20 protein-coding genes and 1 pseudogene are annotated in these 23,914 nt (G+C 62.1%); 6 read left to right on the forward strand and 15 right to left on the reverse strand.

The genetic code is table 11. The features are described 5' to 3' along the window. Positions 1-69: 69 nt before the first annotated feature. The 3 genes from ASC48_RS13785 to ASC48_RS13795 form a co-directional block, all read right to left on the reverse strand. Positions 70-1,143 (reverse strand): FAD-binding oxidoreductase, encoded by a 1,074-nt coding sequence (locus ASC48_RS13785; protein ID WP_055456320.1) that lies wholly within the window; start codon positions 1,141-1,143, stop codon positions 70-72. Positions 1,144-1,150: 7 nt separating this feature from the next. Continuing rightward, complete coding sequence (locus tag ASC48_RS13790) at positions 1,151-2,389, reverse strand: aromatic ring-hydroxylating oxygenase subunit alpha (protein WP_055456351.1); 1,239 nt, start codon at positions 2,387-2,389, stop codon at positions 1,151-1,153. 463 nt (positions 2,390-2,852) lie between these two features. Then, entirely contained in the window at positions 2,853-5,414 is a 2,562-nt protein-coding gene (locus ASC48_RS13795) for a GcvT family protein (protein WP_055456321.1), read from the reverse strand. Between the two features lie 153 nt (positions 5,415-5,567). Here ASC48_RS13795 and ASC48_RS13800 point away from each other — a divergent pair, with 153 nt between their 5' ends. After that, entirely contained in the window at positions 5,568-6,602 is a 1,035-nt protein-coding gene (locus ASC48_RS13800) for a GlxA family transcriptional regulator (RefSeq protein WP_055456322.1), read from the forward strand. Positions 6,603-6,943: 341 nt separating this feature from the next. Then, the gene (purU, locus tag ASC48_RS13805; RefSeq protein ID WP_055456323.1) at positions 6,944-7,828 is read left to right on the forward strand and encodes a formyltetrahydrofolate deformylase; all 885 of its coding nucleotides are present in this window, start codon (positions 6,944-6,946) and stop codon (positions 7,826-7,828) included. A gap of 92 nt (positions 7,829-7,920) precedes the next feature. On the opposite strand, the gene clpA is transcribed toward purU, so the two are convergent. The 3 genes from clpA to ASC48_RS13820 form a co-directional block, all read right to left on the reverse strand. After that, positions 7,921-10,353: an ATP-dependent Clp protease ATP-binding subunit ClpA gene (gene clpA / locus ASC48_RS13810; RefSeq protein WP_055456324.1), complete on the reverse strand. Its 2,433-nt coding sequence runs from the start codon at positions 10,351-10,353 to the stop codon at positions 7,921-7,923. Positions 10,354-10,366: 13 nt separating this feature from the next. Then, on the reverse strand, positions 10,367-10,708 hold the full coding sequence (gene clpS, locus ASC48_RS13815) for an ATP-dependent Clp protease adapter ClpS (protein WP_019965759.1): 342 nt from the start codon (positions 10,706-10,708) through the stop codon (positions 10,367-10,369). 708 nt (positions 10,709-11,416) lie between these two features. Continuing rightward, positions 11,417-11,749 carry a phasin family protein gene (locus ASC48_RS13820; RefSeq protein ID WP_055456325.1) on the reverse strand — a complete coding sequence of 111 codons (333 nt, stop codon included), beginning with the start codon at positions 11,747-11,749 and terminating at the stop codon, positions 11,417-11,419. A 354-nt stretch (positions 11,750-12,103) separates the two neighbouring features. Here ASC48_RS13820 and ASC48_RS13825 point away from each other — a divergent pair, with 354 nt between their 5' ends. Next, positions 12,104-13,726 (forward strand): D-alanyl-D-alanine carboxypeptidase, encoded by a 1,623-nt coding sequence (locus ASC48_RS13825; protein ID WP_055456326.1) that lies wholly within the window; start codon positions 12,104-12,106, stop codon positions 13,724-13,726. Between the two features lie 15 nt (positions 13,727-13,741). Here ASC48_RS13825 and ASC48_RS13830 read toward each other — a convergent pair whose 3' ends face one another. Beyond that, positions 13,742-14,425, reverse strand: coding sequence for a DnaJ domain-containing protein (locus tag ASC48_RS13830; RefSeq protein WP_055456327.1), 684 nt, complete (start codon positions 14,423-14,425; stop codon positions 13,742-13,744). Positions 14,426-14,535: 110 nt separating this feature from the next. Further along, complete coding sequence (locus ASC48_RS13835) at positions 14,536-14,970, reverse strand: DUF1489 family protein (RefSeq protein WP_055456328.1); 435 nt, start codon at positions 14,968-14,970, stop codon at positions 14,536-14,538. A gap of 116 nt (positions 14,971-15,086) precedes the next feature. On the opposite strand from ASC48_RS13835, the gene ASC48_RS13840 reads away from it, so the two are divergent. Beyond that, the gene (locus ASC48_RS13840; protein ID WP_141658960.1) at positions 15,087-16,040 is read left to right on the forward strand and encodes an NAD-dependent epimerase/dehydratase family protein; all 954 of its coding nucleotides are present in this window, start codon (positions 15,087-15,089) and stop codon (positions 16,038-16,040) included. A gap of 89 nt (positions 16,041-16,129) precedes the next feature. Here ASC48_RS13840 and ASC48_RS20125 read toward each other — a convergent pair whose 3' ends face one another. Further along, positions 16,130-16,264 carry a hypothetical protein gene (locus ASC48_RS20125; RefSeq protein ID WP_256387621.1) on the reverse strand — a complete coding sequence of 45 codons (135 nt, stop codon included), beginning with the start codon at positions 16,262-16,264 and terminating at the stop codon, positions 16,130-16,132. Positions 16,265-16,545: 281 nt separating this feature from the next. Here ASC48_RS20125 and ASC48_RS19815 point away from each other — a divergent pair. Next, positions 16,546-17,124 (forward strand): annotated as a pseudogene (locus ASC48_RS19815) (DUF599 domain-containing protein); the annotation flags it as partial. Positions 17,125-17,168: 44 nt separating this feature from the next. On the opposite strand, the gene ASC48_RS19990 reads toward ASC48_RS19815, so the two are convergent. Both ASC48_RS19990 and ASC48_RS13850 read right to left on the reverse strand, forming a co-directional pair. Further along, complete coding sequence (locus ASC48_RS19990; protein WP_055456330.1) at positions 17,169-18,416, reverse strand: adenylate/guanylate cyclase domain-containing protein; 1,248 nt, start codon at positions 18,414-18,416, stop codon at positions 17,169-17,171. A gap of 96 nt (positions 18,417-18,512) precedes the next feature. Continuing rightward, a complete protein-coding gene (locus tag ASC48_RS13850; RefSeq protein WP_341860382.1) occupies positions 18,513-19,391 on the reverse strand; it encodes a YdcF family protein in 879 nt (292 codons plus the stop codon). 190 nt (positions 19,392-19,581) lie between these two features. Between ASC48_RS13850 and ASC48_RS13855 the strand changes: the two genes are divergently transcribed. Continuing rightward, positions 19,582-19,989, forward strand: coding sequence for a globin domain-containing protein (locus ASC48_RS13855; protein WP_055456331.1), 408 nt, complete (start codon positions 19,582-19,584; stop codon positions 19,987-19,989). Between the two features lie 70 nt (positions 19,990-20,059). On the opposite strand, the gene ASC48_RS13860 is transcribed toward ASC48_RS13855, so the two are convergent. The 4 genes from ASC48_RS13860 to ASC48_RS13875 form a co-directional block, all read right to left on the reverse strand. Continuing rightward, entirely contained in the window at positions 20,060-20,674 is a 615-nt protein-coding gene (locus ASC48_RS13860) for an ATP-dependent Clp protease proteolytic subunit (protein ID WP_244270060.1), read from the reverse strand. Between the two features lie 148 nt (positions 20,675-20,822). After that, the gene (locus ASC48_RS13865) at positions 20,823-22,073 is read right to left on the reverse strand and encodes a GGDEF domain-containing protein (protein ID WP_141658961.1); all 1,251 of its coding nucleotides are present in this window, start codon (positions 22,071-22,073) and stop codon (positions 20,823-20,825) included. Positions 22,074-22,234: 161 nt separating this feature from the next. Beyond that, complete coding sequence (locus ASC48_RS13870; protein WP_055456334.1) at positions 22,235-23,407, reverse strand: isovaleryl-CoA dehydrogenase; 1,173 nt, start codon at positions 23,405-23,407, stop codon at positions 22,235-22,237. Between the two features lie 36 nt (positions 23,408-23,443). Next, complete coding sequence (locus ASC48_RS13875) at positions 23,444-23,893, reverse strand: GNAT family N-acetyltransferase (RefSeq protein ID WP_055456335.1); 450 nt, start codon at positions 23,891-23,893, stop codon at positions 23,444-23,446. Positions 23,894-23,914 lie beyond the last annotated feature (21 nt).

Here is a 23,914-nt window from a genome sequence, read left to right on the forward strand (position 1 = left end):
GCGCGCTGAAGGCCGAACGCGGGCTCACACCGGGCGAGATCCGCAGCGGCAGGCTGGCAGGCGCCGTTCCTAGGCCTCAAGAGTGACCGTGCCACGCGGGTTCGAGCAGCAGGCAAGGATATAGCCTTCCTCGATCTCGTCGTCGCTGATCCCGCCATTGTGGACCATGTGCACCTCGCCCGACAGCTTGCGGATACGGCAGCTGCCACACACGCCCATGCTGCAGCCGAATGGAATGGCCACACCGGCCGCGCGCGCCGCGTGCAGCACTGTGTCCATGGAACTGCAGTCGTGGGTGACACCGGACTCCTCGAAGACCAGCTTTGCCGTCTCAACCGGCGTATCGGCGCTTGTGCCGGTCTCGACCACGGGAAGTTCACCAGCCTCAGGCGCGCCGAAGCTCTCCTGGTGGTAATGCGCCATGTCGAAGCCAAGACCTGCCAGCGCCTCGCTGACCGCCTGCATGAAGCCGTCCGGCCCGCAGCAGAACACCTCCCGCTCAAGGTAGTCAGGTGCCATCAGGCCAAGCATCAGCTGGTTGAAGCGCCCCTGGTAGCCGGTCCAGGGCTGATAGATGTCGCTCTCCCTCACCACCCATTTCAGGTCCAGGCCCGCTATCCGGGAGGCCATGTGCTCAAGCCGGCGCTTGAAGATGATCTCGGACGGGCGCCTTGCGCAGTTGACGAAGACGATGTCGCAGTGCCGGCCAAGATCATAGATCTCGGTCGTCATCGACATCATTGGCGTGATGCCCGAGCCTGCCGAGATGAAGAGATACTTCTTCGCCGGGAAATGGGTGGACGTGAAGCGTCCGGCCGGCCCCCTGACCTTCAGTCTTGTTCCGGGCCGCACATTGTCCATGATCCAGCGTGTGCCGACACTGCCTGGCTGTGCCTTGATCGTGATCGTCAGCGACTTTGGCCGCGTCGGCGCGGATGAGATCGTGTAAGTCCGGTAGATCGGGCCACCCGGGACCGGCAGTTCCAGCGTGAGGAACTGGCCGGCCAGAAATTCGAAGGGGCGGCCCGACGGAGCCTGAAAGCAGACCGTCACGACATCAGGGGCTTCCGGCAGGATCGAGACGCACTCCAGAGGTTCGTCATCGGTCCATTTTGCCGTCACCCTCTGCTCGGCATCAATCATGTCAATCTCACTCCGCCGCGACTGCAAGGCCCGGCTGACGGGCCTTGAGGCGGTCCAGGTACCAGTTCACGAACTGGATAACGCCGTCCTCGTGCAGGGTCGAATAGGGACCCGGTTCGTAAGCGGGCGAGCAAATGCCCTGCTGATTATGCTCGACGACACGGCGGTCCTCGTCGTTCGTGTGCTCCCAGACCGTGGTCAGGTTCTTCAGGTCGTAATCAACGCCTTCCACGGCGTCCTTGTGGACGAGCCAGGTCGTCTGGACCTCGGTCTCCATCGGGCTGATCGGGGTCACGCGGAAGGTGATCGAGTGATCGGTCAGGAAGTGGTTCCAGGTCGTCGGATAGTGGAACAGCAGCAGCGTGCCGGCATCCAGGAACGGAACCCGGCCAAGCCGCTTCTGCACCGCGATCTTGCCGTTGATCGTGTAGCTTTCCGCCCCATCAAGCAGCGGCATCCGCGCCACCCGGAACTGCCCGTCCGGCGCGATCTTGAAGCGCGAGGGGGCGCCGGCGCCTTCCATGCGCTTGAAGTGATTCTCAACCTTTTCGGGGAAGGTGCCATCCGGGCTCACGCCGGTGATGGAGGGGTCTTCCGGGTAGGTCCGGCAAAGGTCAGGGTGGTTGCCCGCGCAGTGATAGCACTCGCGGTTGTTCTCCCAGACCAGTTTCCAGTTGCCGTTCTCGATGATCGTGGACTGGAACGCGACCTTGGCATCGCTAAGATCGTGAACGCCAAGATAAGGCGTCACGGTGCTGGCAAATTCATCGAAATCGGGCGCAGTGGCCGCAAGGCAGATATAGACCAGCCCCGACACGACGCGGCAATGAACAGGCTTCAGGCTGTGCTGGGAGGGGTCGAACTCCTCGCCCATGTCGCGCGCCCAGACCAGCTTTCCATCGAGGCCATAGGTCCACTGATGATAGGGACAGGTCAGCTTGGCCAAACGTCCCTTCGACGATGTGCAGATGACCGAACCACGGTGCCGGCAGGAATTGTGGAATGCCTTGATCTCCCCCTGGTTGTCGCGCACCACGACAACATCATAGGCGCCGATCCGCAGCCGCTGGAAGCTGCCTGCCCTGTCCAGCAAGCAGGCCGGAAAGGCAAAGAGCCAGTCGCGGTAGAAAATCGTCTCCATGTCTTCGGCAAACACCTCGGCCGAAGTGTAGAAGGCCTGCGGCAGGCCATAGCCGGGCTTGTGCTGGGCGATCAGATCGGAAAGGGGCTGGGAATGTCCTGGCATGATGGCCTCCTGAAAAGCCGGCAGGTTGATCATTTGCGGCGAAGCCAGTCCGGCGGCTTCTTGGCAAGAGGATTAAATCTCAACTGGAGTTAGCCCTGTTAAGGGCTTTCCGCATCGTCACAACAGCGACCGTTCCTGTGCCGGATGCGACATCACGCCCGGGCCCTGCAACCTTCCCCGATCCGGCGGTCCTGCCTGCCCTGAGGCTGCGGCCCGGCACCTGCATTTCAAGCACGCCCCGTCCGGACCGCAAACGTCGCAAGCGAGCGGCCAGCCGCCGCATCAGGGCATTGGAGCAGGACACGAATCCCCCGGCATTTCCTCAGTTTCCGGCAGGATCCGCCGCAGCAGACCCTGAACAGCGCAAGCCCTGACAAGGCCGCTTTCAGGGGTTCAAGAGCAGCATCATTGACCTTGCGCCCGCAGGCGTGAGGTCAATGACTTTTGCACAGCGCTCCTTCACTCAGCTTCTCGGCTTGAGGTTCTCCGGGTCATAGAGGGGCGCGTAGCCGATGCCGGCAACTTCGACGGGGTAGAGCTCGTCGAAATAGCTGACCTGCAGCTTGCGGCCCAGCTGGCAGTAGTCCCAGGGCAGATAGGCCAGCGCGATGTTCTTGCCGACGGTCGGGCCATAGGCAATGGAGGTCGTGTAGGAGCGGCGGCCGAGCGCATCGACCAGCACCTTGCCTGTGTCCGGATCCATCACCGGCAGGGTTCCGACGGGATAGCGGGCGGTGCCCGTACTGTCGGTGTTTTCGGTCATCACCAGCGTGCAGAGCATCGCCGGCTGGTGCTCGCGGGCACGGTATTCGAGGTGCTTTGCCTTGCCGACGAAATCCGGCTCCTTGACCTTCGGACGGGCAAGGTCAGCCTCGAAGAGGTTGTATTGCGTCAGCAGGTCGGCGTTCTGCAGGCGCAGCGACTTTTCCAGCCGGCGCGAGTTGGCATAGGTTTCCACGCCGACGGCCATCACCCCTGCCCCGCGCAGCGCGTCCCAGACGGCCAGACCGTCGGAATAGCGCATGTGCAGTTCCCAGCCCTGCTCGCCCACGTAGGAGATGCGGAAAGCCATGACCTTGCAGCCCGCGATCTCGATCTGCCGGATGGCCGCGAAGGGGAAGTTCGCCACATCCAGCGCCTCAGGGTCGGCGACGACCTTCTTGAGGTTCTCGCGCGCATTCGGCCCCCAGATGCCGATGGTGGTGTAATCTTCGGTCACGTCCGTGATGGTGACGTCGAAGCCCTTGTCCTGCGCCACGCGGCGCATGTACATCTGATCGCGCGGCCCCGCATCGGCGCCGTTCACCAGACGGCAGCGGTCCTCCATGCGGAAGACGGTGAAGTCGGCGCGGACCATGCCTTCCTCGTCCAGCATGTGGGTGTAGATGCCCTTGCCGATATTGGCATCACCGCCGATCCTGGCCACGCAGAGCCATTCCATCAGGGCCACATGGTCCGGGCCCGAGATGTCGGTCATGTGGAAATGCGACAGGTTGATGATGCCGCAATCGGCGCTCATCTCCAGCTGCTCGGCGTTGGACACCCGCCAGAAATGGCGGCTGTCCCATTCGTTCTCGCGCAGCGGAACCTGATCTGCATATTTCTCGAGAAGATGCTCATTGGCCGCGTAGCCATGAGCACGTTCCCAGCCGCCCAGTTCCATGAAGTAGCCGCCCAATTCCTTCTCACGCTCGTAGAACGGCGAGCGGCGGATGCCGCGGCCATTGGCGAAGGGCTCGCGCGGATGAACCGGCGGGTTGTAGATCTTGGCAGCGGTTTCCTCGCAGCGGCCCCAGATGAAGTCCTCGGTCAGCTGGAAGTCGCTGAACCGCGCGTAGTCGATGCGGCTGTGATCGATATCCGTGCGGCCCTTGGTTATCCAGTCAGCGATCAGCTTGCCCATGCCCGGACCGTCCTTGACCCAGATCGCGACGGCATACCACAGGCCCCGCAGCTTGCGGCTTTCGCCCATGGAAGGCCCGCCGTCGGTCGTCGTCTGAAGCAGACCGTTGAAGGAATGGCTTTCGTTGAAGCCCAGCTCGGCCAGGATCGGCGTCAGTTCCATCGCCCGCTCGAGCGGCTCGATCACATCTTCCAGCACCAGATCGCGCTGCGAGGGCGACAGCCGCGCTTCGTGCTTTTCAAGAAGATCGCGCGGATGAACCATCCGCACGTCCTTTTCATAATAGTAGCCCCACTCGATCTGGCCGCCTTCGGTGGTGCTGGGATCACCGGTGTCGCGCAGATAGGCCGAATTGCCCTGATCGCGCAGCAGCGGACGGCCGATCTCAAGACCAGTGCCGGCAAATTCATTGTAGGGGCCGAAGAAGGTCAGCGGGTGATCGACCGGCATTACCGGCAGATCCTCGCCCGCCAATCCGGCAATGAGGCGGCCCCAGAGACCGGCACAGACCACGACACAGCCAGCCATGATCGTGCCGCGTGACGTGCGCACGCCGGTGACGCGGCCGTTCTCGTGGAGAAGCTCCAGCGCCGGGGTATTGGCGAAGACCTTCAGCTTGCCCGCCGCCTCGGCCATGTCCACGAGCTTGGCGGCGACCGTCTGCGAGCGCGGCACGACAAGCCCGGCATCGGGGTCCCACAGCGCGCCCTGAATCTGGCCTTCTTCCAGAAGCGGGAACTTCTCCTTGGCTTCCGCCGCCGAAATCATGGTCACATTGGTGCCGAAGGCACGGCCGGAGTCCACCTTGCGCTTCAGTTCGGCCATGCGGGCATCATCGCCCACCCGCGCGACTTCAAGTCCGCCGATGCGCTGGTAGTTGCCGAGCTTCTCGTAGAAGTCCATGGAATACATGGTGGTCCAGCAGGACAGAAAGTCATGGCTGGTCGCATAGCAGAAGTCGGAGGCATGGGCGGTCGAACCGATGTCCGTCGGGATGCCCGACTTGTCGATCCCCACGATGTCATCCCACCCATTTTCGATCAGGTGATGGGCGACAGAGGCACCGACAATGCCCCCAAGACCGACAATGACAACGCGGGCACGGGACGGAAACGTGGACATATTCTTTTTTCCTCAAAGGCTGCGGCAATACGGCGGGGCCGCGGGTATTACGCCCGACTTTGCCGGATCGATGCTCTGCGCAACAGGACATTTGCGTCATCGAAGGATTAGAGCTACGACATGCGAGCGGCACTTTGAATCACAGGCCCCGTCATGAGCCTTGCCCCCACCCAGCCGAGCCCCCCACCGCCACGGCCTGCCCCGCATCCGGCGCGCCGCCAGCAGGGCAACACGCGCCTGTCCGTCGGTTTCATCCTTGCCCGGCGTTTCACGCTCTGCGCCTTTGCCAATTTCGTTGACGTCCTGCGCCTTGCTGCGGACGAAGGCGACCGGAGCCGGCCGATCCTGTGCAACTGGACAGTGCTGTCGGACACGATGGAGCCAGTCACCTCAAGCTGCGGAATCAGTGTCCAGCCCAAGGAGCGTCTGGGTGACCCGGCCCGCTTCGATTACATCGTCGTCATTGGCGGACTGATGGAGGATGAAGCGGTGCTGCCGCCAGGCTATCACCGCTTCCTGCACGAGGCGGCTGCGGCGGGCGTGCCGCTGGCCGGCGTCTGCACCGGGGCCTTTCTCCTGCACCAGGCAGGACTGTTGAATGGCTACCGCTGCTGCGTCAGCTGGTTCCACCACGCCGGCTTCCTCGAGCAATTCGAAGGGCTTAACCCGGTCACGGACCAGATCTTCGTTGTGGACCGCGACCGGCTGACCTGCTCCGGCGGGGTCAGTTCCGCGCATCTGGCGGCCTATCTGGTCGACAAGCATGTCGGCCGCGCCCAGGCCAGCAAGAGCCTGCACATCATGATCATCGACGAGGCGCTTCAGGCGGACAAGCCGCAGCCCGGGATCACGATGGACTTCAAGACCCGCGATCCGATGGTGCTGCGCGCCCTTTTGATGATGCAGCAGAACATCGAGCAGCCCTTCACCGTGGCCGAGATCGCCAGCCGGATCGGTCATAGCAAGCGGCAGCTTGAACGGCACTTTCAGGCTGCGCTCGGCACGTCGCCGCAGTCAGCCTTTCTGGACATGCGCCTGTCGCTCGCCCATCACCTGATCGTCACCGGCGAGCGGCCCATCTCCCAGATCGCGCTGGAATGCGGGTTCTGCGACAGTTCGCATCTGAGCCGGATGTTCCGCCGCCGCTATGGGCAGACACCGCAGGGGCTGCGCAAGACGCGGGGCTGACAAGAAAACGCCCGCCATTCGAGCAGGGCTCGAACGAGAGACGAGACAAGCAACTGGTACCCGTACGGTTATGGGTCGAAGTGACGCAGTTCCGCAGAACGGGAACGACATTCCACCTGTGGCCTTGCGTCCTGCGGACAATACACCGGAAGGCGTTCCGCCTTATGAGCTTGCCGAGACAAGCAGGCCATGGCGGCCTGACGCAAAGCTGCTGGTCCCGCGTCGCAAATCTTCACGCCCGGCCCTGCCGCAACGGCTACGGCTAACAAACAGGCCGGAGCCCTCTTCGCAACTTCTCCGGCCCCGCCCCCTGTTCAGCGGCCGCGAAAAGGAAATTGCCGATGTCCCAGCTTATCCTGACATTATCCTGCCCCGTACGGATCGGGGTTGTTGCGAAGATCTCGTCCTTCCTGGCGAATGCGGGCTGTAATATCCATGACAGTTCGCAGTTCACCGACGTGCAGAACAACCGCTTCTTCATGCGGCTCAGCTTCGTCTCCGAGCAGGGCCGCACGCGCGAAGAGCTGGACGAGGCATTCCGCGCGGAGATAGCAGGCTCGGACATTGTCCATTCCTTCCATGATCTCAGTGAAAAGACCAAAGTCGTCATCATGGTCAGCCGTTTCGGGCATTGCCTGAACGACCTGCTCTACCGCTGGCGGATCGGGGCACTGCCGATCGACATCGTAGCCGTCATCTCGAACCATATGGATTATCAGAAGGTGGTGGTGAACCACGATATTCCGTACCACTGCATCAAGGTGACCAAGGAGAACAAGGCACAGGCCGAAGCCGAGCAGATGAAGATCGTCCGCGATACGGGTGCCGAGCTGGTGGTTCTCGCCCGTTACATGCAGGTTCTGTCGGACGAGATGTGCACCAAGATGTCTGGCCGGATCATCAACATCCATCACAGCTTCCTGCCCAGTTTCAAGGGTGCCAACCCCTACAAGCAGGCCTTTGACCGCGGCGTGAAACTGATTGGGGCAACCAGCCACTATGTGACGGCCGATCTGGACGAAGGCCCGATCATCGAGCAGGACACGGTGCGCGTGACCCATGCGCAAAGCGCCAACGACTATGTGAGCCTCGGACGTGACGTCGAAAGCCAGGTGCTCGCCCGGGCAATCCACGCACATATCCACCGCCGCGTCTTCATCAGCGGCGACAAGACCGTTGTGTTCCCGGCAAGCCCGAACGAATATGTATCCGAGCGCATGGGCTGATAATCCTGCCATACATCTTGCCACTGCCCAAATGAAAACGCCCTGCAGCTTCCTATCCAGGAACTGCAGGGCGCATTATTTTATGGGATCGGTCAGTCCGCCAGCGGCACCTTGGGAACGCTGGACTTTTTCGGGCCGGCCTTGGGCGCAGGCTTTGCCGCAGGCTCCGCGGCCTTGGCGGCCGGAGACTTGCGCTTCTTCTTGGCCGGCAGCGTCTCGGGTTCCGGCGCGGGGGCAGCCTTGCGCTTTTCCTCGACGGTTTCGAGCAGAAGCCCTGCTCCGTCCTCGCTGACGGTGACCTTGACGGTTCCGCCCTTCTGCAGCTTGCCGAACAGCACCTCGTCGGCCAGCGGCCGCTTGATGTGCTCCTGGATGACGCGGCCAAGCGGGCGGGCGCCCATCTGGCTGTCGTAGCCTTTGTCCGCCAGCCATGCGACGGCTTCCGGCGTCAGTTCGAAGGTCACACCGCGGTCGGCGAGCTGCGCCTCCAGCTGCATGACGAACTTCTCCACCACCTGATGGATCACCTGAACCGGCAGATTGCCGAAGGGGATGACCGCATCGAGACGGTTGCGGAATTCCGGCGTGAACAGCTTGTTGATCGCCTCCTGATCATCCCCTTCCCGCTTCAGCTTGTTGAAGCCGATCGGGGCTCTGGCCATGTCGGACGCACCGGCATTGGTGGTCATGATCAGGATGACATTGCGGAAATCGACCTGCTTGCCGTTGTGGTCGGTCAGCTTGCCGTGGTCCATCACCTGCAGCAGGATGTTGAAGAGGTCAGGATGGGCCTTCTCGATTTCATCCAGCAGCAGCACGCAATGGGGATGCTGGTCGATGCCGTCGGTCAGCAGGCCGCCCTGATCGAAGCCGACATAGCCCGGAGGCGCGCCGATGAGGCGGCTGACCGTGTGGCGCTCCATATATTCGGACATGTCGAAGCGCAGCAGCTCAACGCCAAGCGAGGCGGCGAGCTGGCGGGCGACTTCCGTCTTGCCGACGCCGGTGGGGCCGGAGAACAGGTAGCTGCCGATCGGCTTGTTCGGTTCACGCAGACCAGCACGGGCGAGCTTGATGGCGCTCGAGAGCGTTTCGATGGCCTTGTCCTGGCCATAGACCACGCGCTTCAGGTCCTCCGTCAGGCTCGACAGCACGGCTGCATCGCTCTTCGACACCGACTTGGGCGGGATGCGGGCCATGGTGGCAATCGTCGTCTCGATTTCCTTGACGCCAATGGTCTTGCGGCGGCGGCTTTCCGGCAGCAGCATCTGCGATGCGCCGGTTTCATCCAGCACGTCGATGGCCTTGTCCGGCAGCTTGCGGTCATTGATGTACTTGGCCGACAGTTCCACCGCCGTCTTGATGGCCTCGTTGGTGTATTTGACCTTGTGGAAGTCCTCGAAATAGGGTTTCAGGCCCTTGAGGATCTCAATGGCATCCGGCACCGAGGGCTCGTTCACGTCGATTTTCTGGAAGCGGCGCACCAGCGCCCGGTCCTTCTCGAAGAACTGGCGGTATTCCTTGTAGGTGGTCGAGCCCATGCAGCGGATCGCGCCCGAGGCCAGCGCCGGCTTCAGCAGGTTGGAGGCATCCATCGCCCCGCCGGAGGTGGCCCCCGCGCCGATCACCGTGTGGATTTCGTCGATGAAGAGCACTGCACCAGGATACTCCTCGATCTCCTTCACCACCTGCTTCAGGCGCTCCTCGAAGTCGCCGCGATAGCGGGTGCCGGCCAGCAGCGCGCCCATATCGAGCGAGAAGATGGTGGCATCCTGCAGCACTTCGGGCACGTCCTTGTTGACGATGCGCCGCGCCAGGCCCTCGGCAATCGCGGTCTTGCCCACGCCCGGGTCGCCGACGAAGAGCGGATTGTTCTTCGAGCGGCGGCACAGGATCTGGATCGTGCGCGTCACTTCGGCGTCGCGGCCGATCAGCGGATCGACCTTCCCGGCCTTGGATTTCTCGTTGAGATTGACGCAATAGGCTTCGAGCGCGTCATTCTTCTTCTTCGGCTTGGATTCAGCTTCTTCCGGCATGGCAGCTTCATCCTCCACGCCCTGGACCGGGCGCGGCTCAGACAGCCCCGGCCGCTTGGCAATTCCGTGAGAGATGTAATTGACGGCATCATAACGCGTCATGTCCTGCTCCTGCAGGAAATAGGCGGCATGGCTCTCGCGCTCGGCGAAAATCGCAACAAGCACGTTGGCTCCCGTCACCTCTTCCCGTCCCGAGGACTGGACATGGATGACGGCACGCTGGATGACCCGCTGGAAGCCGGCGGTCGGCTTGGCATCCTCCTCGCCGCCCGTGACGAGGTTTTCCAGCTCGGTCTCGATATAGTCGATAAGATTGCGGCGCAGGAGATCAAGGTCAACGCTGCAGGCGCGCATCACGGCTGCAGCGTCCTGATCATCAACAAGCGCCAGCAGCAGGTGCTCAAGCGTCGCATATTCCTGCTGCCGCTCGTTGGCGAAGGCCAGAGCCTGATGCAGGGCTTTTTCGAGGCTTCGGGAGAATGACGGCACGTGTCTGGTTCCCTTACTTTTTCTCCATCACGCATTGCAGCGGATGTTGATGCTTGCGGGCGAAGTCCATGACCTGGGTCACCTTCGTCTCGGCCACCTCATAGGTGTATATTCCGCACTCCCCGACACCATGGTGGTGCACGTGGAGCATGATCCGTGTCGCTTCCTCCCGGTTCTTCTGGAAGAAGCGCTCAACCACATGAATGACGAACTCCATCGGGGTGTAGTCGTCATTCAACAACAGCACCCTGTACAGATTGGGCCGTTTTGTGACCGTCTTCGTCTTTGTGACGACGACCGTCCCGGCATCTCCATCCTCATTCCGGCGCGATCCGCTTGCCATTCCCGTGCCCATCTTGTCTTTTCTGCCGCTCAACTCCCGCGGAGGAGCGGGCTGCCCAGCAGGCCGGTTCACGGCATTGTGAGCAGCTGTCATTCAATCCCAATGCAGCTCTCGGCAACCCCTGTACCAAGGCCTGCCGGACCATGATGTCCATCAGCCTACACCGCCGTATGTTACCACAGTCTCACCGCCACACCGGGCAGGAGGCCATGTGCCCCATACTATGCCCCATACTATAATGACTCATGCCAGAGCCCCATAACAGATCCTGATCCTGACGCCGTTACGGCGCCCGTGCAATGGCCTGTTTTGCAGATGGCGCCAAGTCCGGCCCTGTCAAGCCCTGCAGCGGCCTCCGGTCTTATACCAAGGCTCCGAGATGCTGACGCATCACGCCTTGAAAATGCTCAAGCGCCGCACGGGCTACCTGCGCTCGAATGGTCAAGCTCATCGGGCGCCGGTCTTAACCAATGTAGGGATGGCATCGCATTATGGAAGAGGCTGCCTGCGCCAGGCTGGAGCGCGGCACGTATGGAAACCATCGCACATGCGGACCTCTTCCTGGGCGTCCTACCTGGCACCTGCGCAAAGAACAGGCAAAAAGGCCGCGGCAGCCGCCTCCGGACCTGTCGTAATTTTTGCAATGCAAAAAGGCCTGACTGCCGGGCAGCCAGGCCTTTTCATATTTCACAGGCGCGGCGCTTCAAAGCGCCGGAGAGCTCACTTGCCGAGCCTAGAGAACATGCCTTCGTAAGGCTTGTACAGATCCTTGGCCATGTCGGTGTACATTTCACCGATCTTGGTCATCTCGCTGACAACGCCTTCGTAGCTGGTCTTGAAGAACTCGCTCTGAGCTTCAAAAGCCTTGTCGAGGGACTTGGCGGACACGATCTTTTCAATGGCGGCAGAGCTTTCCTCGAAGGACTTCTTCTGGAAGTCTGCAATCTCGGCAGCAATCGCCTGAAGGGACTTAGTCATGTTTCCAGCAGCCTGCATGGCCTGGTCCATGTTTTCCTTGCCCAGCTTCTGGATGTCTTCAAAACTGTTCATCATGTCCTGCCCTCGCTCGTGAACCCGCTATGGGAAATCCTGCTCGGCGCGTTTCGCGTCGGGTTGCCTAATAATGACGCAATGCACAAGAATGTCAACGTTCTTTTTTGCATCGCAATATAACGGAGACTACGTAGACGCGCCGTTAGGGTTCACGAGCGATTAAAATTGACCCTGCTTTACTGATTTGTAACCGCGTTCCGGGCAAGGTGGCTTCACGGGGAGCGTTGGGACGATTGCTCGCGTCATGCGCAGATGCTGCGTGACGGGGACCGGTCCCTTCCGGCTTGGTTAAACCCAGAACGGGAAGTTGAGAGTTCGGTTAGTATGCCTGATTTGCACGCAGCATCCTCTTTCATGAGATTTGCAAGACGAGCCCTTGGTGCAGTTGCCATTGCACTGAGCCTTTCGGTCACTCCGGCCTCAGCCCAGCAGAATCCGAAATATGCCGGGATTGTGGTCGACGCCAAAACGGGAAAGACGCTCTACTCCGCCTCGGCGGACGAGTTGCGCTTCCCTGCGTCGCTGACCAAGATCATGACGCTTTATATAGTGTTCGAGGAACTTGAGGCGGGGCGCCTGCGCATGGATACGCCCCTCAAGGTCTCGGCCTATGCGGCAGCCCGCCCGCCCTCAAAGCTTGGCCTGCGGCCGGGCTCCACGATTCAGGTCCGGGATGCGATCCTGGCGCTGGTGACGAAGTCTGCCAATGACGTGGCGGCCGTTATCGCGGAGAATATCGGCGGCTCCGAAGCGCGCTTTGCCGACCGCATGACCCGCACGGCCCGCCAGATCGGCATGAGCAAGACCACCTTCAAGAACCCGCATGGCCTGCCGAATGCCGGTCAGCGCACCACCGCGCGCGACATGGCAACCCTCGGCCGCGCCATCCAGGACCGTTTCCCGAAGCACTTCGAGCTGTTCAAGACCCGTTCCTTCACCTACCAGGGCCGCACCTACGGCAACCACAACCGTCTGCTGGGTGCGGTTCCAGGTGTGAACGGCATCAAGACCGGCTACATCAACGCCTCCGGCTTCAATCTGGTTACCTCGGTTGAGCGAGATGGCCGTCAGATCGTTGCCGTTGTCATGGGCGGCAGCACGGGCCGCTCGCGCGATGCGCAGATGGTGAAGCTGATCAACGAATATATGCCCCAGGCGAGCCGCGGCCCGCGGACGGCACCGCTCCTGGTGCACAACACCTCCTCGGCCATCGTGGCCGACGCCAAGCCGACGGCTCCGATCCGCGTCAACGCACCGCTGCGCGCACCTGTTCCCAACAGCAAGCCTGACTCCGAACCGGCCGTCCTGCCCTTTGCCGTGGCTTCTGCCACAGATGCTCGGGCGCCCGTTCCGGCCCCTGCGCCGCAGGCACCGGTTCAGGCCGCTGCTGCAGCTCCGGCCCCTGCCCCTGTACCGGTTCCCGCCCCGGCTCCGGCCGCCGCCGCAGCCCGCACGGTTGTGCAGCCGCAGCAGGAGATCCAGATCGCATCGGCCGATGGCAATGTCGCCCTGCCCTCACCGGCCCCTGCGATTGTCGTCGAAACCTCGACCATCACGCCGGGTATCAGCCCCAAGCCGTCTCCGCGCGTGGCCGCTGCCTTTGCCGTGATCGAGGCAGCTCCGGTGGAAACCGTGCCGGCACCTGAAACGGTTGCCCACACTCCGGCGCGCGCCACTGACGCGGAAAAGACAACCGTGACCGTGGCCACCAACAACACCGCTGACGCCGCTCCCGGCTGGCAGGTTCAGATCGGTGCAGCCGTGTCGGAAACGGCGGCCATCGGCCTTCTGAAGAAGGCACAGGCGGCGACAGGTTCTGCCCTGCGCAACCGGGATCCTTACACCGAGGAAGTGACCGCGAAAGGCCAGACCATGTACCGTGCACGTTTTGTCGGTTTCCAGGACAAGAACCAGGCACAAGCCGCCTGCCAGTCGCTCAAGCGTGCGAAATTCAATTGCTACACCATCTATCAGTAACTGCGTGGGGTGGGATCAATGTCCTCTGAGAAGCTTGTCTTTAGCCTCGTTGAGTTTCGCAGCCAGGAAGCTCGTCCCACCGTGGTCGGGATGGAGCCGCTTCATAAGCCGGCGGTGCGCAGCTCGGATTTCCGTTTCGCCGGCGCCGGGCGCAAGCCCCAGGATCTGGTAGGCCTCCTCATCTGTCATGGTGCCCGGGCCCGCCGTGCCGCGATGCCGGTTTGCGGCATCCGCCTCGAAGTGTACACGCCAGCCGGGCAGCCGGCCGTCGAGGTAAGCTTCAAATAATCTGCGGCTGGCGGAATCTGCCGCCAGCTCTGCCCACAAGTCCCTGAGCTCGCCGGACTGAAGCGAGTTCAGGGCACGTCCGGCGAACCGCCCGGCCTTTACCGCTCCCCGCACCTCCCCGCTCTGCCCATCCCGTTCCATGACGAGCCAGGGCGTTTCCTGCCGTCCGATGCGCAGGCCGCCCCTTTGCCAGGGCAAGGTCCAGCCAAGCAACGGGGCGCCCAGACTGGCCGCAACCGCCGCCAGCCCGATCCGCCCGGTGAACGCCAGGATAACGGCAATGGCAAGCAAGGTGATGCCGCCCACAGCGCGGGTTCTGCGCGCCAGAAGCTTCGGCGAGGCCGAGGTGAAGGATTTTCCGGCCAGCAGGAAAACAGCGAGCAGCAGAAGGCCAAGCAGCAGATACGGCATAAAGGGATCCCGGGTGCATCACTGCCGGACTATCCGGCCCTGCCCCATCCTGCAAGACCCTCTGCCGCCTGCGCAAGCCCGGAGCCCGTAAGCCCAGTTGCCGCGATGATCTAGAGGAGTCCGAGTTCGGCCAGTTCCCGGCGCATTTCCTCGGGCATGCCGCCGCCCGTGTGTGTGCCCTTGATGTCGGCGGGGGCTTCGTTGTCCTTGAGATAGCGCCAGCCCTGGAACGGGCGGCGGGGCTGCATCTGGGTCAGAATCAGCCTTGGCTCCAGCACCAGATCGCAGCGGTTGACACCTGCCTCGTCCGTGAAGGGGCGGATATCCGTCAGAATCTGCCGCACCTGAACGAAGCCCTTGATCACCCAGTAAAGCGAGCCGCCATCCAGCAGCTCTTCCTTCCGGGTCGGGATCATCCGCGTCGTATGGGTCTGCTCGGCCGGCAGCCCGGCTGCGCGCAGCTGATCCATGCGGAAATCGATCCACGCCTGAAGGTCCTCGACGCTGTCGGCGCCGACACAGAGCTTTACCAGATGAAGTGCCATGCCCCGTGCCTAGCAGAGCCTCCCGCCCCCGGTAAAGAGGCAAAAAACTGCCGCCGGGGAGCATGGCCGGAAGAGGCGGCCAAAGAGGGGCTTTTGCACAGGCAGGATGAACAGGCTTGCCATCCCCCGGCGAAGCAGCTTCACTGGTTCACATGGATGTGTTCCTTACCGGTGCCACCGGCCTCATCGGCAGCGCGATCCTGCGGCGTCTCCGCCAGGACGGGAGACGTGTTGCGGCGCTTGCGCGTTCCAGCGCCAGCGCGGAAGAAATCGACAGCCTCGGCGCCATTCCCGTGCCGGGTGATCTTGAAGAACCGGAAACGTGGATCCACAGCGCCTTGTCCTGCAAGGGAATCATTCACGCGGCTGGCGGCCCCGCGGCTGCGGAGCGGCACTTTGCTGCCGTCATGCGGCAGGCCTGCCTGCAGGCCGCAGCACCGCCACGGCTGGTCTACACGGGTGGAATCTGGCTTTTTCCGCCCTCCGGTGAAGCGGTGCTGAGCGAAAGCACCGCCTTTGAACCGCTGCCCGCCTTCGGTCATTTGGCCGAGATCATCCGGTCCCTGCAGAACGTGCAGCGCATGGGTGTCGCCGTCATTCATCCCGCTCTCGTCTGCGGCCCGGATGCCGGGCCTCTGGCGGAGATGGCTGCGGCGGCCTGCAGCTCAGAGCCCTTCCGCACGAAAGCAACGGAAGACACGCTCTGGCCGCTTGTGGATGCGGATGATCTGGCGGAGCTCTACCTGCTGGCGCTCGATTCACCCCAGTTCCGCCTCAGCCTCTTCGGTGCTGGCATCGGCTCGGCCCGGGTTGGCGAGATTGCCGGACTGGTGGGCGAAGCCTGCGGAGCACCGGTCACGCTTGAAGCGCTGAGCGGAACCCCGGAGGACCCGCGGCTCGACTGGCAGGCAGGCTATGGCCGTTCGCAGACAGTCTCCCCCGCCAGAGCGGTCAAGATGCTGGGCTGGGAGCCGAAACGCACCAGCCTTGAAAGCCTCGTCAGCATTGCGGCAGGTCCCCTGCCCTCTCCGCTGCCGAGGCGGGAGACGTCCGGGCCGGGCACCGGCTGAATGCAAGGCACATGGAGTGCTCATGAAAGAGCGCCCATGAAAAAAGGCGCGGTGTTGATCCGCGCCTTCTTCCTGGACATCTGGGGCTGTTATCCCGCGATTGCGACCGCCGTCTTGGCAGTTTCTGCATCAGCGAACAGCATGACCAAAGCCAGCATGCCCCCGAGAACGATCACCGTCCACGCGGTGACGCCCCAGCAGGACTTCTGTACGTTTTCGTCCATGAAAACCCTTGTCTGTGGGAACGCCATAAGGCACTTGCCTCAAATATGGCGTCTTTGCGGCATGATATTTAATGAAGGGCTAACGCCTTCGCAAGCGCAAAATCGCCATAGCTGCTGTGCCGGCTATGCATTCCTGGGAATTTCCGTGACGGGCCATGGACTTGCACCGCCCGCTCATGCATCTGATAGTTCTGGATAATCCGGACCGCTGCCTGATTCCGGTAAGGTTTTGGCAAGATCCCGGAAACTTTTAGGAAAATTTCATGGCAGCGCTATCCACAATGGATCTCATCGCCCTTGGCATTTTTCTGGCCACCTGGCTCAGCTTCAACATCCTCGTGGAACTATCCCCCTTGCGGGAACGCACCTTGTCCAAAATGATGGAGGAGTACCGCTTCGCCTGGATGCGGACCATGGCACTGCGCCAGGTGCGGATCATGGACACGGCAATCCTGACCGGGCTGCAGCAGGGTACCAGCTTCTTTGCCTCCACCGCCCTTCTGGCGATCGGCGGCTCCTTCACTCTGCTGAATGGCACGGAGCGTATCCTGCAGGTCGCAGGCGATCTCTCGGTGCCGATCGAATACAATCGCACCGTCTGGGAAATCAAGGTGATCGGCCTGATGCTGATCTTCGCCTATGCCTTCTTCAAGTTCGGCTGGGCCTACAGGCTGTTCAACTACTCCAGCATCGTCATGGGGTCGGTGCCGGACGCGGTCACGGGCGACAAGGACCTGATCTTGAACACCTCCTACAAGGCCGCCCGGTTGAATGCGCTGGCAGGACGGCATTTCAACCGGGGTCAGAGGGCCCTGTTTTTCTCCATCGGCTTCCTCGGCTGGCTGGCAGGCCCGTGGGGCCTGATCATCACCACTGTCTCCGTTGTCGCCGTGCTGCTGCGCCGTCAGTTCGCGTCGAATGCCCGCACGGCTGTCATGGCATCGCTGCAGGGACTTGCCGCGCAGGGAGAACGGTCAAGTGGCGGGGAGAAGACCGAAACCGGCTCGTCGAACCCCTTCACATAATAGGTGCCGACCTTTCCGCTCTGGCACCCCAGCATTCCGGCAACCGTCTCCGAGGCGAGGATTTCCCGGTCGAGAGCCTTGGCAAGGCCGGCAATGCGCGAGGCGAGATTGACGGCCGGGCCGACGACCGTGAAATCCAGCCGCGTTTCGCTGCCCACATTGCCGAAGAACACATCACCGGCATGCAGTGCGATGCTCACGTTGATTGCCGGCGTTTCGGCACAGCAATTGCGGTTCACTTCCGCGATGCGCATCACGGCCTCCTGTGCCGCCAAAACAGCACGCCGCGAGGCCTCCTGCGCCTCATCCGCGGACTCATAGGGAAAGATCGCCATCACCTCGTCACCGATGAACTTCAGCACTTCCCCCCCTTGCGCCTCGACGGCAGATGCCATCGCGCCAAAATAGGTGTTGAGCAGTTCGATCAGCTTTTCACCCGGCAGCCGGTTGGAAAGGGTCGTGAAGCCGCGCAGATCGGCGAAGCTGATCACGGCGGAGATCAGTTCGCCGCCGCCGCGCTTGATACTGCCCTGCAGCACGCGGGATCCGGCGCGCGGCCCGACATAGGTGTCGAGCAGCGTTGACGCCGTGCGGCGCAGGGTGTTGAGTTCGCAGATCAGCCCCAGCGGCCGGGCGATGGACTCAAACACGGCAAGATGAGCGGGCGTAAACCCGGCTTCAGAACGTGTTGCCAGCGTAAGGGCTTTGTTGGTGCCGTCCGAGAAGGGCAGCGGCATGGCGATATAGTCCTTGAAGCCCCCGTCCCGCAGTTCGGGAAGAATGCCGTATTCGCCCTCTTCCGGCTCCGGCGTGACCCGGATACGGACGGAACGGCCTTCCACATAGACAACCTTCAGCGGGCTGCGGTCATAGGATGCCTGCAGATCCGGCGCTTCCATGTAGCGGCGCAGCTCCGTGTGGCCGTCACTGGTCCACAGGGCGCTTTCCGCCCGAACATTGGGATGCAGCAATGCAATGCCGGTGCTGATCCTGTCGACCGGAATGCGCGCTTCCCGAAGGCGCTGGCCCAGATGGCGGACCAGCTCCTGACTGTCCTGCACCTCGACCGCTTCGCCATAAAGCCACTGAATGATGTCAGCCGCAGCAAGCGGCGCCTCGAAAGACATCGGAGTCTCCGTATCCGGCTATCAAGTCTTGAAGATAGGAGCCCGGAGCCGCGTTGGGAAGATTGCTTGTGCTTCACCAGTGCGTTCACACCGGCTCTACAGATCCTCAGGTGAGGGGAACAGGGACGAACTGCGCCCGCTCATCCAGTAGACGGCGAGGCCAACCCATTCCTTGACGGCGATATCCACCCGCAGGAACCCCTCGGACGAGGACCCGAACGGGCGCCAGATATCCTGCGGACCACGGGTGCGCCAGTCGACAGGATAGGCGATGACACCTTCCCAGCCCGCTTGCCGGAACACGCCCATGGCGCGCGGCATGTGATAGGCAGACGTCACCAGCAGGAACTTTTCGCCCGGCTGCGGCGACAGCAGAGCCCGTGTTTCCACCGCGTTCTGCCAGGTGTTGCGCGAGCGGTCCTCCATCACGATCCGTTCCGGATCGATGCCGAAGCCTTCAAACACACGCTCCGCCGCAACCGCCTCGGTGGTGGCATTGGCAAAGAGCAGGCCCTCCCCGCCCGAATGGACGACCTTCGCCTGCGGATAGCGCCGCGCCAGTTCCGGCACCACAGTGAGCCGTTCCGCCGCCATGGTGATGCCCGGATAAGGCCGGGAGCTTGAAACCGTCGTGTCGAGGGCACCTCCCAGAACAATGATGGCGCTCACCTCGTCCGGCAGCATTTCAGGTGCGGGAAATCTGTCCTCCAGCGGAACGGTGATCATGTTGCCGAAGGGCGAAAGGCCAACCAGAACATAGAGGAGGATGCCGGTCCCGTTGAGAAAAATCCCGAACTTGCGCAGGCGGGAGACGAGCAGGCAGAGAAAACCGGCGCCGAAAACGAGCAGGATGAAATTCGACGGACGCATGAAGAAGAAGGCAATCTTGGAAAGATAGAAAAATACGTTCTCAGCCAGTTCCATGTCCGCGTCCGCCTCGATCCTGTTGACCGCCCCGCGCCGCTTGTAGCGCATCACACCGGCCGCTGCATGGCAAAAACCTCAAGACGAGGGGTGATCCCCGGCCCTGGCGCGTCTCATCCTGTCATTTCTTACAATTTCGATGGATTGCTGCAAGCCGTGACCCAGATCACAGGCCCGTGAAGCTGCCTGACGCACTCTGACACCCGGCTGGAGACAGAGCATCTCAGCAAGGGGCAGAGACATGACACTTTATATCGAACTGGGCGGACGTTCCGTCATCAAGCGCGCGGTGCGGCAGGTCGTGAACGCACGCAGCGGGAGCCAGTCAGGCATCAGCGGCATGTTCACGCCACAGCAGACTGCGCAGGCCAGTGAAGATCTGACCGAGTTCCTGACCTTTCTCTTCGGCGGCTCGCCAATCTATGAAGGTCCGGCCATTCATCTGTTCTTTTCCTGCCTCTGCACGTCCCATGCGGCCTTCGATGAGGTAAGGGACCTGTTCACGCGGGAGCTGACGCTGCGCCCGCAAACGGCCGGATTGCGGCCACAGGTGCATGCCGCGCTGGAACAGATCCGCCACCATGCCGTGCGCCAGCCGCATCCAGCGCGTGCGCAGGAGAGGCCGCAGTTTCAGGCGCGATCCTTCTGACCTTTTGTCCGCAATGCAAAAAGCCGCCGGCATAACCGGCGGCTTTCGCATGTCATGGGCATAAACCAGATTACTTCAATTCATCAGCGCTGCTGACGACCTTGCCGACGAGGCCGTAGGCGATGCCTTCTTCCGGGCTCATCCAGTAGTCGCGGTCGGTGTCCTTTTCGATGCGCTCGATCGGCTGGCCGGTGGCATCGGCAAAGATCTGATTCAGGCGGTCGCGCATCTTGATGATTTCGCGGGCCTGGATCTCGATGTCGGTCGCCATGCCGCCAGCGCCGCCGGACGGTTGATGCAGCAGGAAACGGGTGTTCTTGGTGCAGTAGCGGCGCTCTTTCGGCACCGACACGTAGATCAGCGCGCCAGCACTTGCCACCCAGCCCATGCCGAGGATACGCACCTGCGGACGGATGAAGCGGATGGTGTCGTGGATCATGTCGCCGGATTCGACGTGGCCGCCGGGCGAAGAGACGATCACCGTGATCGGGTCGCTGGAAACCTGAGCCAGGGCCAGCAGGCGTGCGCAGACGTCACGGGCCAGTTCCTGGGTGATCGGCCCGGTGATGAGGACGGTGCGCGCATCGAACAGATGCTTGTCGACCTGAACCGACTGCGGCGTCCTGGTCTTCTCGTCCTCGTCGTCATCGAGGCGGGCCGGCACCGGATTCATATAATTGCTCATGCGCAGGAAAGCTCCATTGTCACGGTGCGCCGGCAAGGCCGGCACAGGTTCTCATAGGCCCATACTTAAGCGAAGCGCTGCCGCCCCGCAATGAAGACACGCATTTAGACACACAAGGGTTATCAACTGGGCAACAACAGCGGCGTCTTCATGATTGCGCGCCTGGCGCATAGTCACCGGCACCGGCCGCTGCGATGGCTGGGGACGGCGCGGTGCCCTTGCCGCCTGCAGCATCTTTGCCGTGCAGGCCTTCCACCTCGACACAATCGCGCCCCTTGCGTTTTGCGGCATAAAGCGCACAGTCCGCGCGCTGCAGCAGCCCATTCACATCGGCGGTGGTCACCGGCATGATGCCTATTCCGGCGGAGACGGTGATCCTGAAATCGGGGGTGCCGCCAAGCATGGACAGAACGCGCGTATGCACGCGAAGCCCTTCGGCCAGGCCATATGCTGCAAGTGCGGCATCTCCCGTCAGCAGGCAGGCAAATTCCTCGCCGCCGATGCGGCCGGTCAACCCGTGCGGCCCCAGACGGTCCCGCATCAGCTGGCTGAAGGCCTGCAGCACCGAATCCCCGCCTGCATGGCCGAAACGGTCGTTAACGGCCTTGAAGTGATCAAGGTCGCACAGGATCATGCAGACAGGCGTTCCATCCCGGCGGGCCGTCTCAAGGGCAACCGCGGCAGCACGGCGGAATGCCCCCCGGTTCAACAGACCGGTGAGAACGTCCTCCTCCGCCTCACGCCGCAAATTCTGCAATTGCCCGTCGCGGAAGAGCATTGTGCTGGCCAGAATGGCAGCGGAGGACAGGAGGATCGCCACCAGAAACTGCAGGACACTGCCCTGTGCGCCAAGACTGGAGAAATACTCCGTGGTCTCCGGCGCGCTGATCAGGAGCACCATCCGGGAGGCATGCATCAGCGAGGCACCAGCAAAAAGAATCGCGAAGACCAGCCGCACCGGCTTTGACAGAAGCAGCGCACGCTGGAACTCGAAGGCCGTGACGGCGGACACGAACATGAGAATGAAAGACAGGGACGTCAGGCGCAGCGTGGTGTTTTCGAGGAAACCCGGGACGATGCAGAGCCCGTTCCACAGGATGATCGGGGTGAGCATGGCCAGCAGCGAAGTGTGGCGGCCCGAAAAATGGCGGGTCGCAGCGTAACCAAGACCTGCCCCCAGACAGAGAAGGGAATGGCCCAGATGCAGCACCCAGAGCCCCGAGAGGCTTTCACGCGAGGCCAGCAAGACAAAGCCGGGCACCCGCACAAGCAGGCTGACAGACCAGAGCAGAATGCCGGCGTGTTCTCGCTCAAGCCGCCATTGGCGGAAGAGCTGAAGCCCGCCGGCTAAAAAAAGGCAGGCGAACACAGCCAGCATTGATGGAGTATCAATGGTCAAACCAATCCCCTGCACCTTCCCCAAAACCACGTTAGGCTGACAGGATTTAGCAGGAAGTTAAATCAGTTCAGACGCTTGAGGTTTTTTCATCATACGGCGTTTCAAGACCGGGCGCCCGCTTTCTGAATATTCTCAAAAGCGGGCGTCCCAGTTTCAACCGCTCAGGCGGTCTTGTTGAAGATCTCCCGGCCGATCAGCATGCGGCGGATTTCGCTGGTGCCTGCCCCGATCTCGTAGAGCTTGGCGTCGCGCAGCAGGCGGCCTGTCGGATAGTCGTTGATATAGCCGTTGCCACCCAGAAGCTGGATCGCATCCAGCGTCACTTTTGTCGCGTTTTCGGCGGCATAGAGGATGGCGCCTGCAGCATCTTCCCGCGTGGTCTCGCCCCGGTCGCAGGCCTGCGCCACCGCATAGACATAGGCCTTGGTGGCGTTCATGGTCACATACATGTCCGCCACCTTGCCCTGCACCAGCTGGAATGTGCCGATGGGCGCGCCGAACTGCTGGCGCTCGTGAACGTAAGGAATGACCACATCCATCGCCGCTTGCATCAGCCCGACGCAACCGGCTGCCAGCACGGCACGCTCATAATCAAGGCCGGACATGAGCACGTTGACGCCCTTGCCCACCTCGGCCAGCACGTTCTCCTCCGGCACCTCGCAATCCTCGAAGACGAGTTCGCCGGTTTCGGATCCGCGCATGCCCAGCTTGTCCAGCTTCTGCGCCACAGAGAATCCCTTGAAGCCCTTTTCGATCAGGAAGGCCGTGATACCGCGTGACCCTGCTGCCGGATCGGTCTTGGCATAGACGATCAGCGTGTCGGCGCAGGGGCCGTTGGTGATCCACATCTTGGTGCCGTTCAGCACATAGCGGTCACCCTTCTTGTCGGCCCTGAGCTTCATCGACACCACATCCGAACCGGCACCCGGCTCGGACATGGCCAGTGCCCCCACATGCTCGCCGCTGATCAGCTTGCCGAGATAGCGCTTCTTCTGATCCTCATTGCCCCAGCGGCGCAGCTGGTTGACGCAGAGATTGGAATGGGCGCCGTAGGAGAGGCCGATCGAGCCCGAGGCCCGGCTCACCTCTTCCATGGCGATGCAGTGCTCAAGATAGCCAAGCCCTGCCCCGCCCCAGTCCTCTTCAACCGTGATGCCGTGCAGGCCGAGTTCTCCCATCTCGGGCCACAGTTCACGCGGGAACCAGTCGTCCCGGTCGATGCGGGCGGCCAGCGGCGCGATGCGGTCCTGGGAATAGGAGCGCACGCTGTCGCGCAGCATGTCTGCCGTTTCGCCTAGGTTGAAATTGAATGATGGAAAGTCATTGCGGATCATGGGCTTTTCCTCCAGTCGCCCGGCCCTCCCGGCCGTTCAGCGGGTGTATTTGATGAAAGGGGTGACCTTGGCAACGCGGTCATAGAGCTGGCGTGCCGTCGCGTTGAATTCCTGTGTCAGCCAGTAAACCTGCGCTGCGCCGTGCTCATCAGCAGCAGCGTAAACAGCCTCGATCAGCGCACGCCCCACGCCCTTGCCGCGTACGGATGTGTCCGCATAGAGATCCTGCAAATAGCAGTAAGGCCCATCGGTCCAGCAGGAGCGGTGATAGATGTAATGCACGATACCAACCAGCCGGCCAGCCTCATCCACCGCACAGAGCCCATGCGGGTCCTCGTCCGGCATCATCAGCCGCGACCAGGTGAGGTCATATTGCGACTGCGGCTTTTCGGTTTCGTAGAATGCAAGATAGGCTTTCCAGAGATCCGCCCATTCGGCACGGTCTTCAGGTTGAAGCGGGCGGATGGTGATTGCAGCTTGCGTCATTGGTCCTCACTTGCCAGGCAG

The organism is Pannonibacter indicus (assembly GCF_001418225.1).
Taxonomy (GTDB): domain Bacteria; phylum Pseudomonadota; class Alphaproteobacteria; order Rhizobiales; family Stappiaceae; genus Pannonibacter; species Pannonibacter indicus.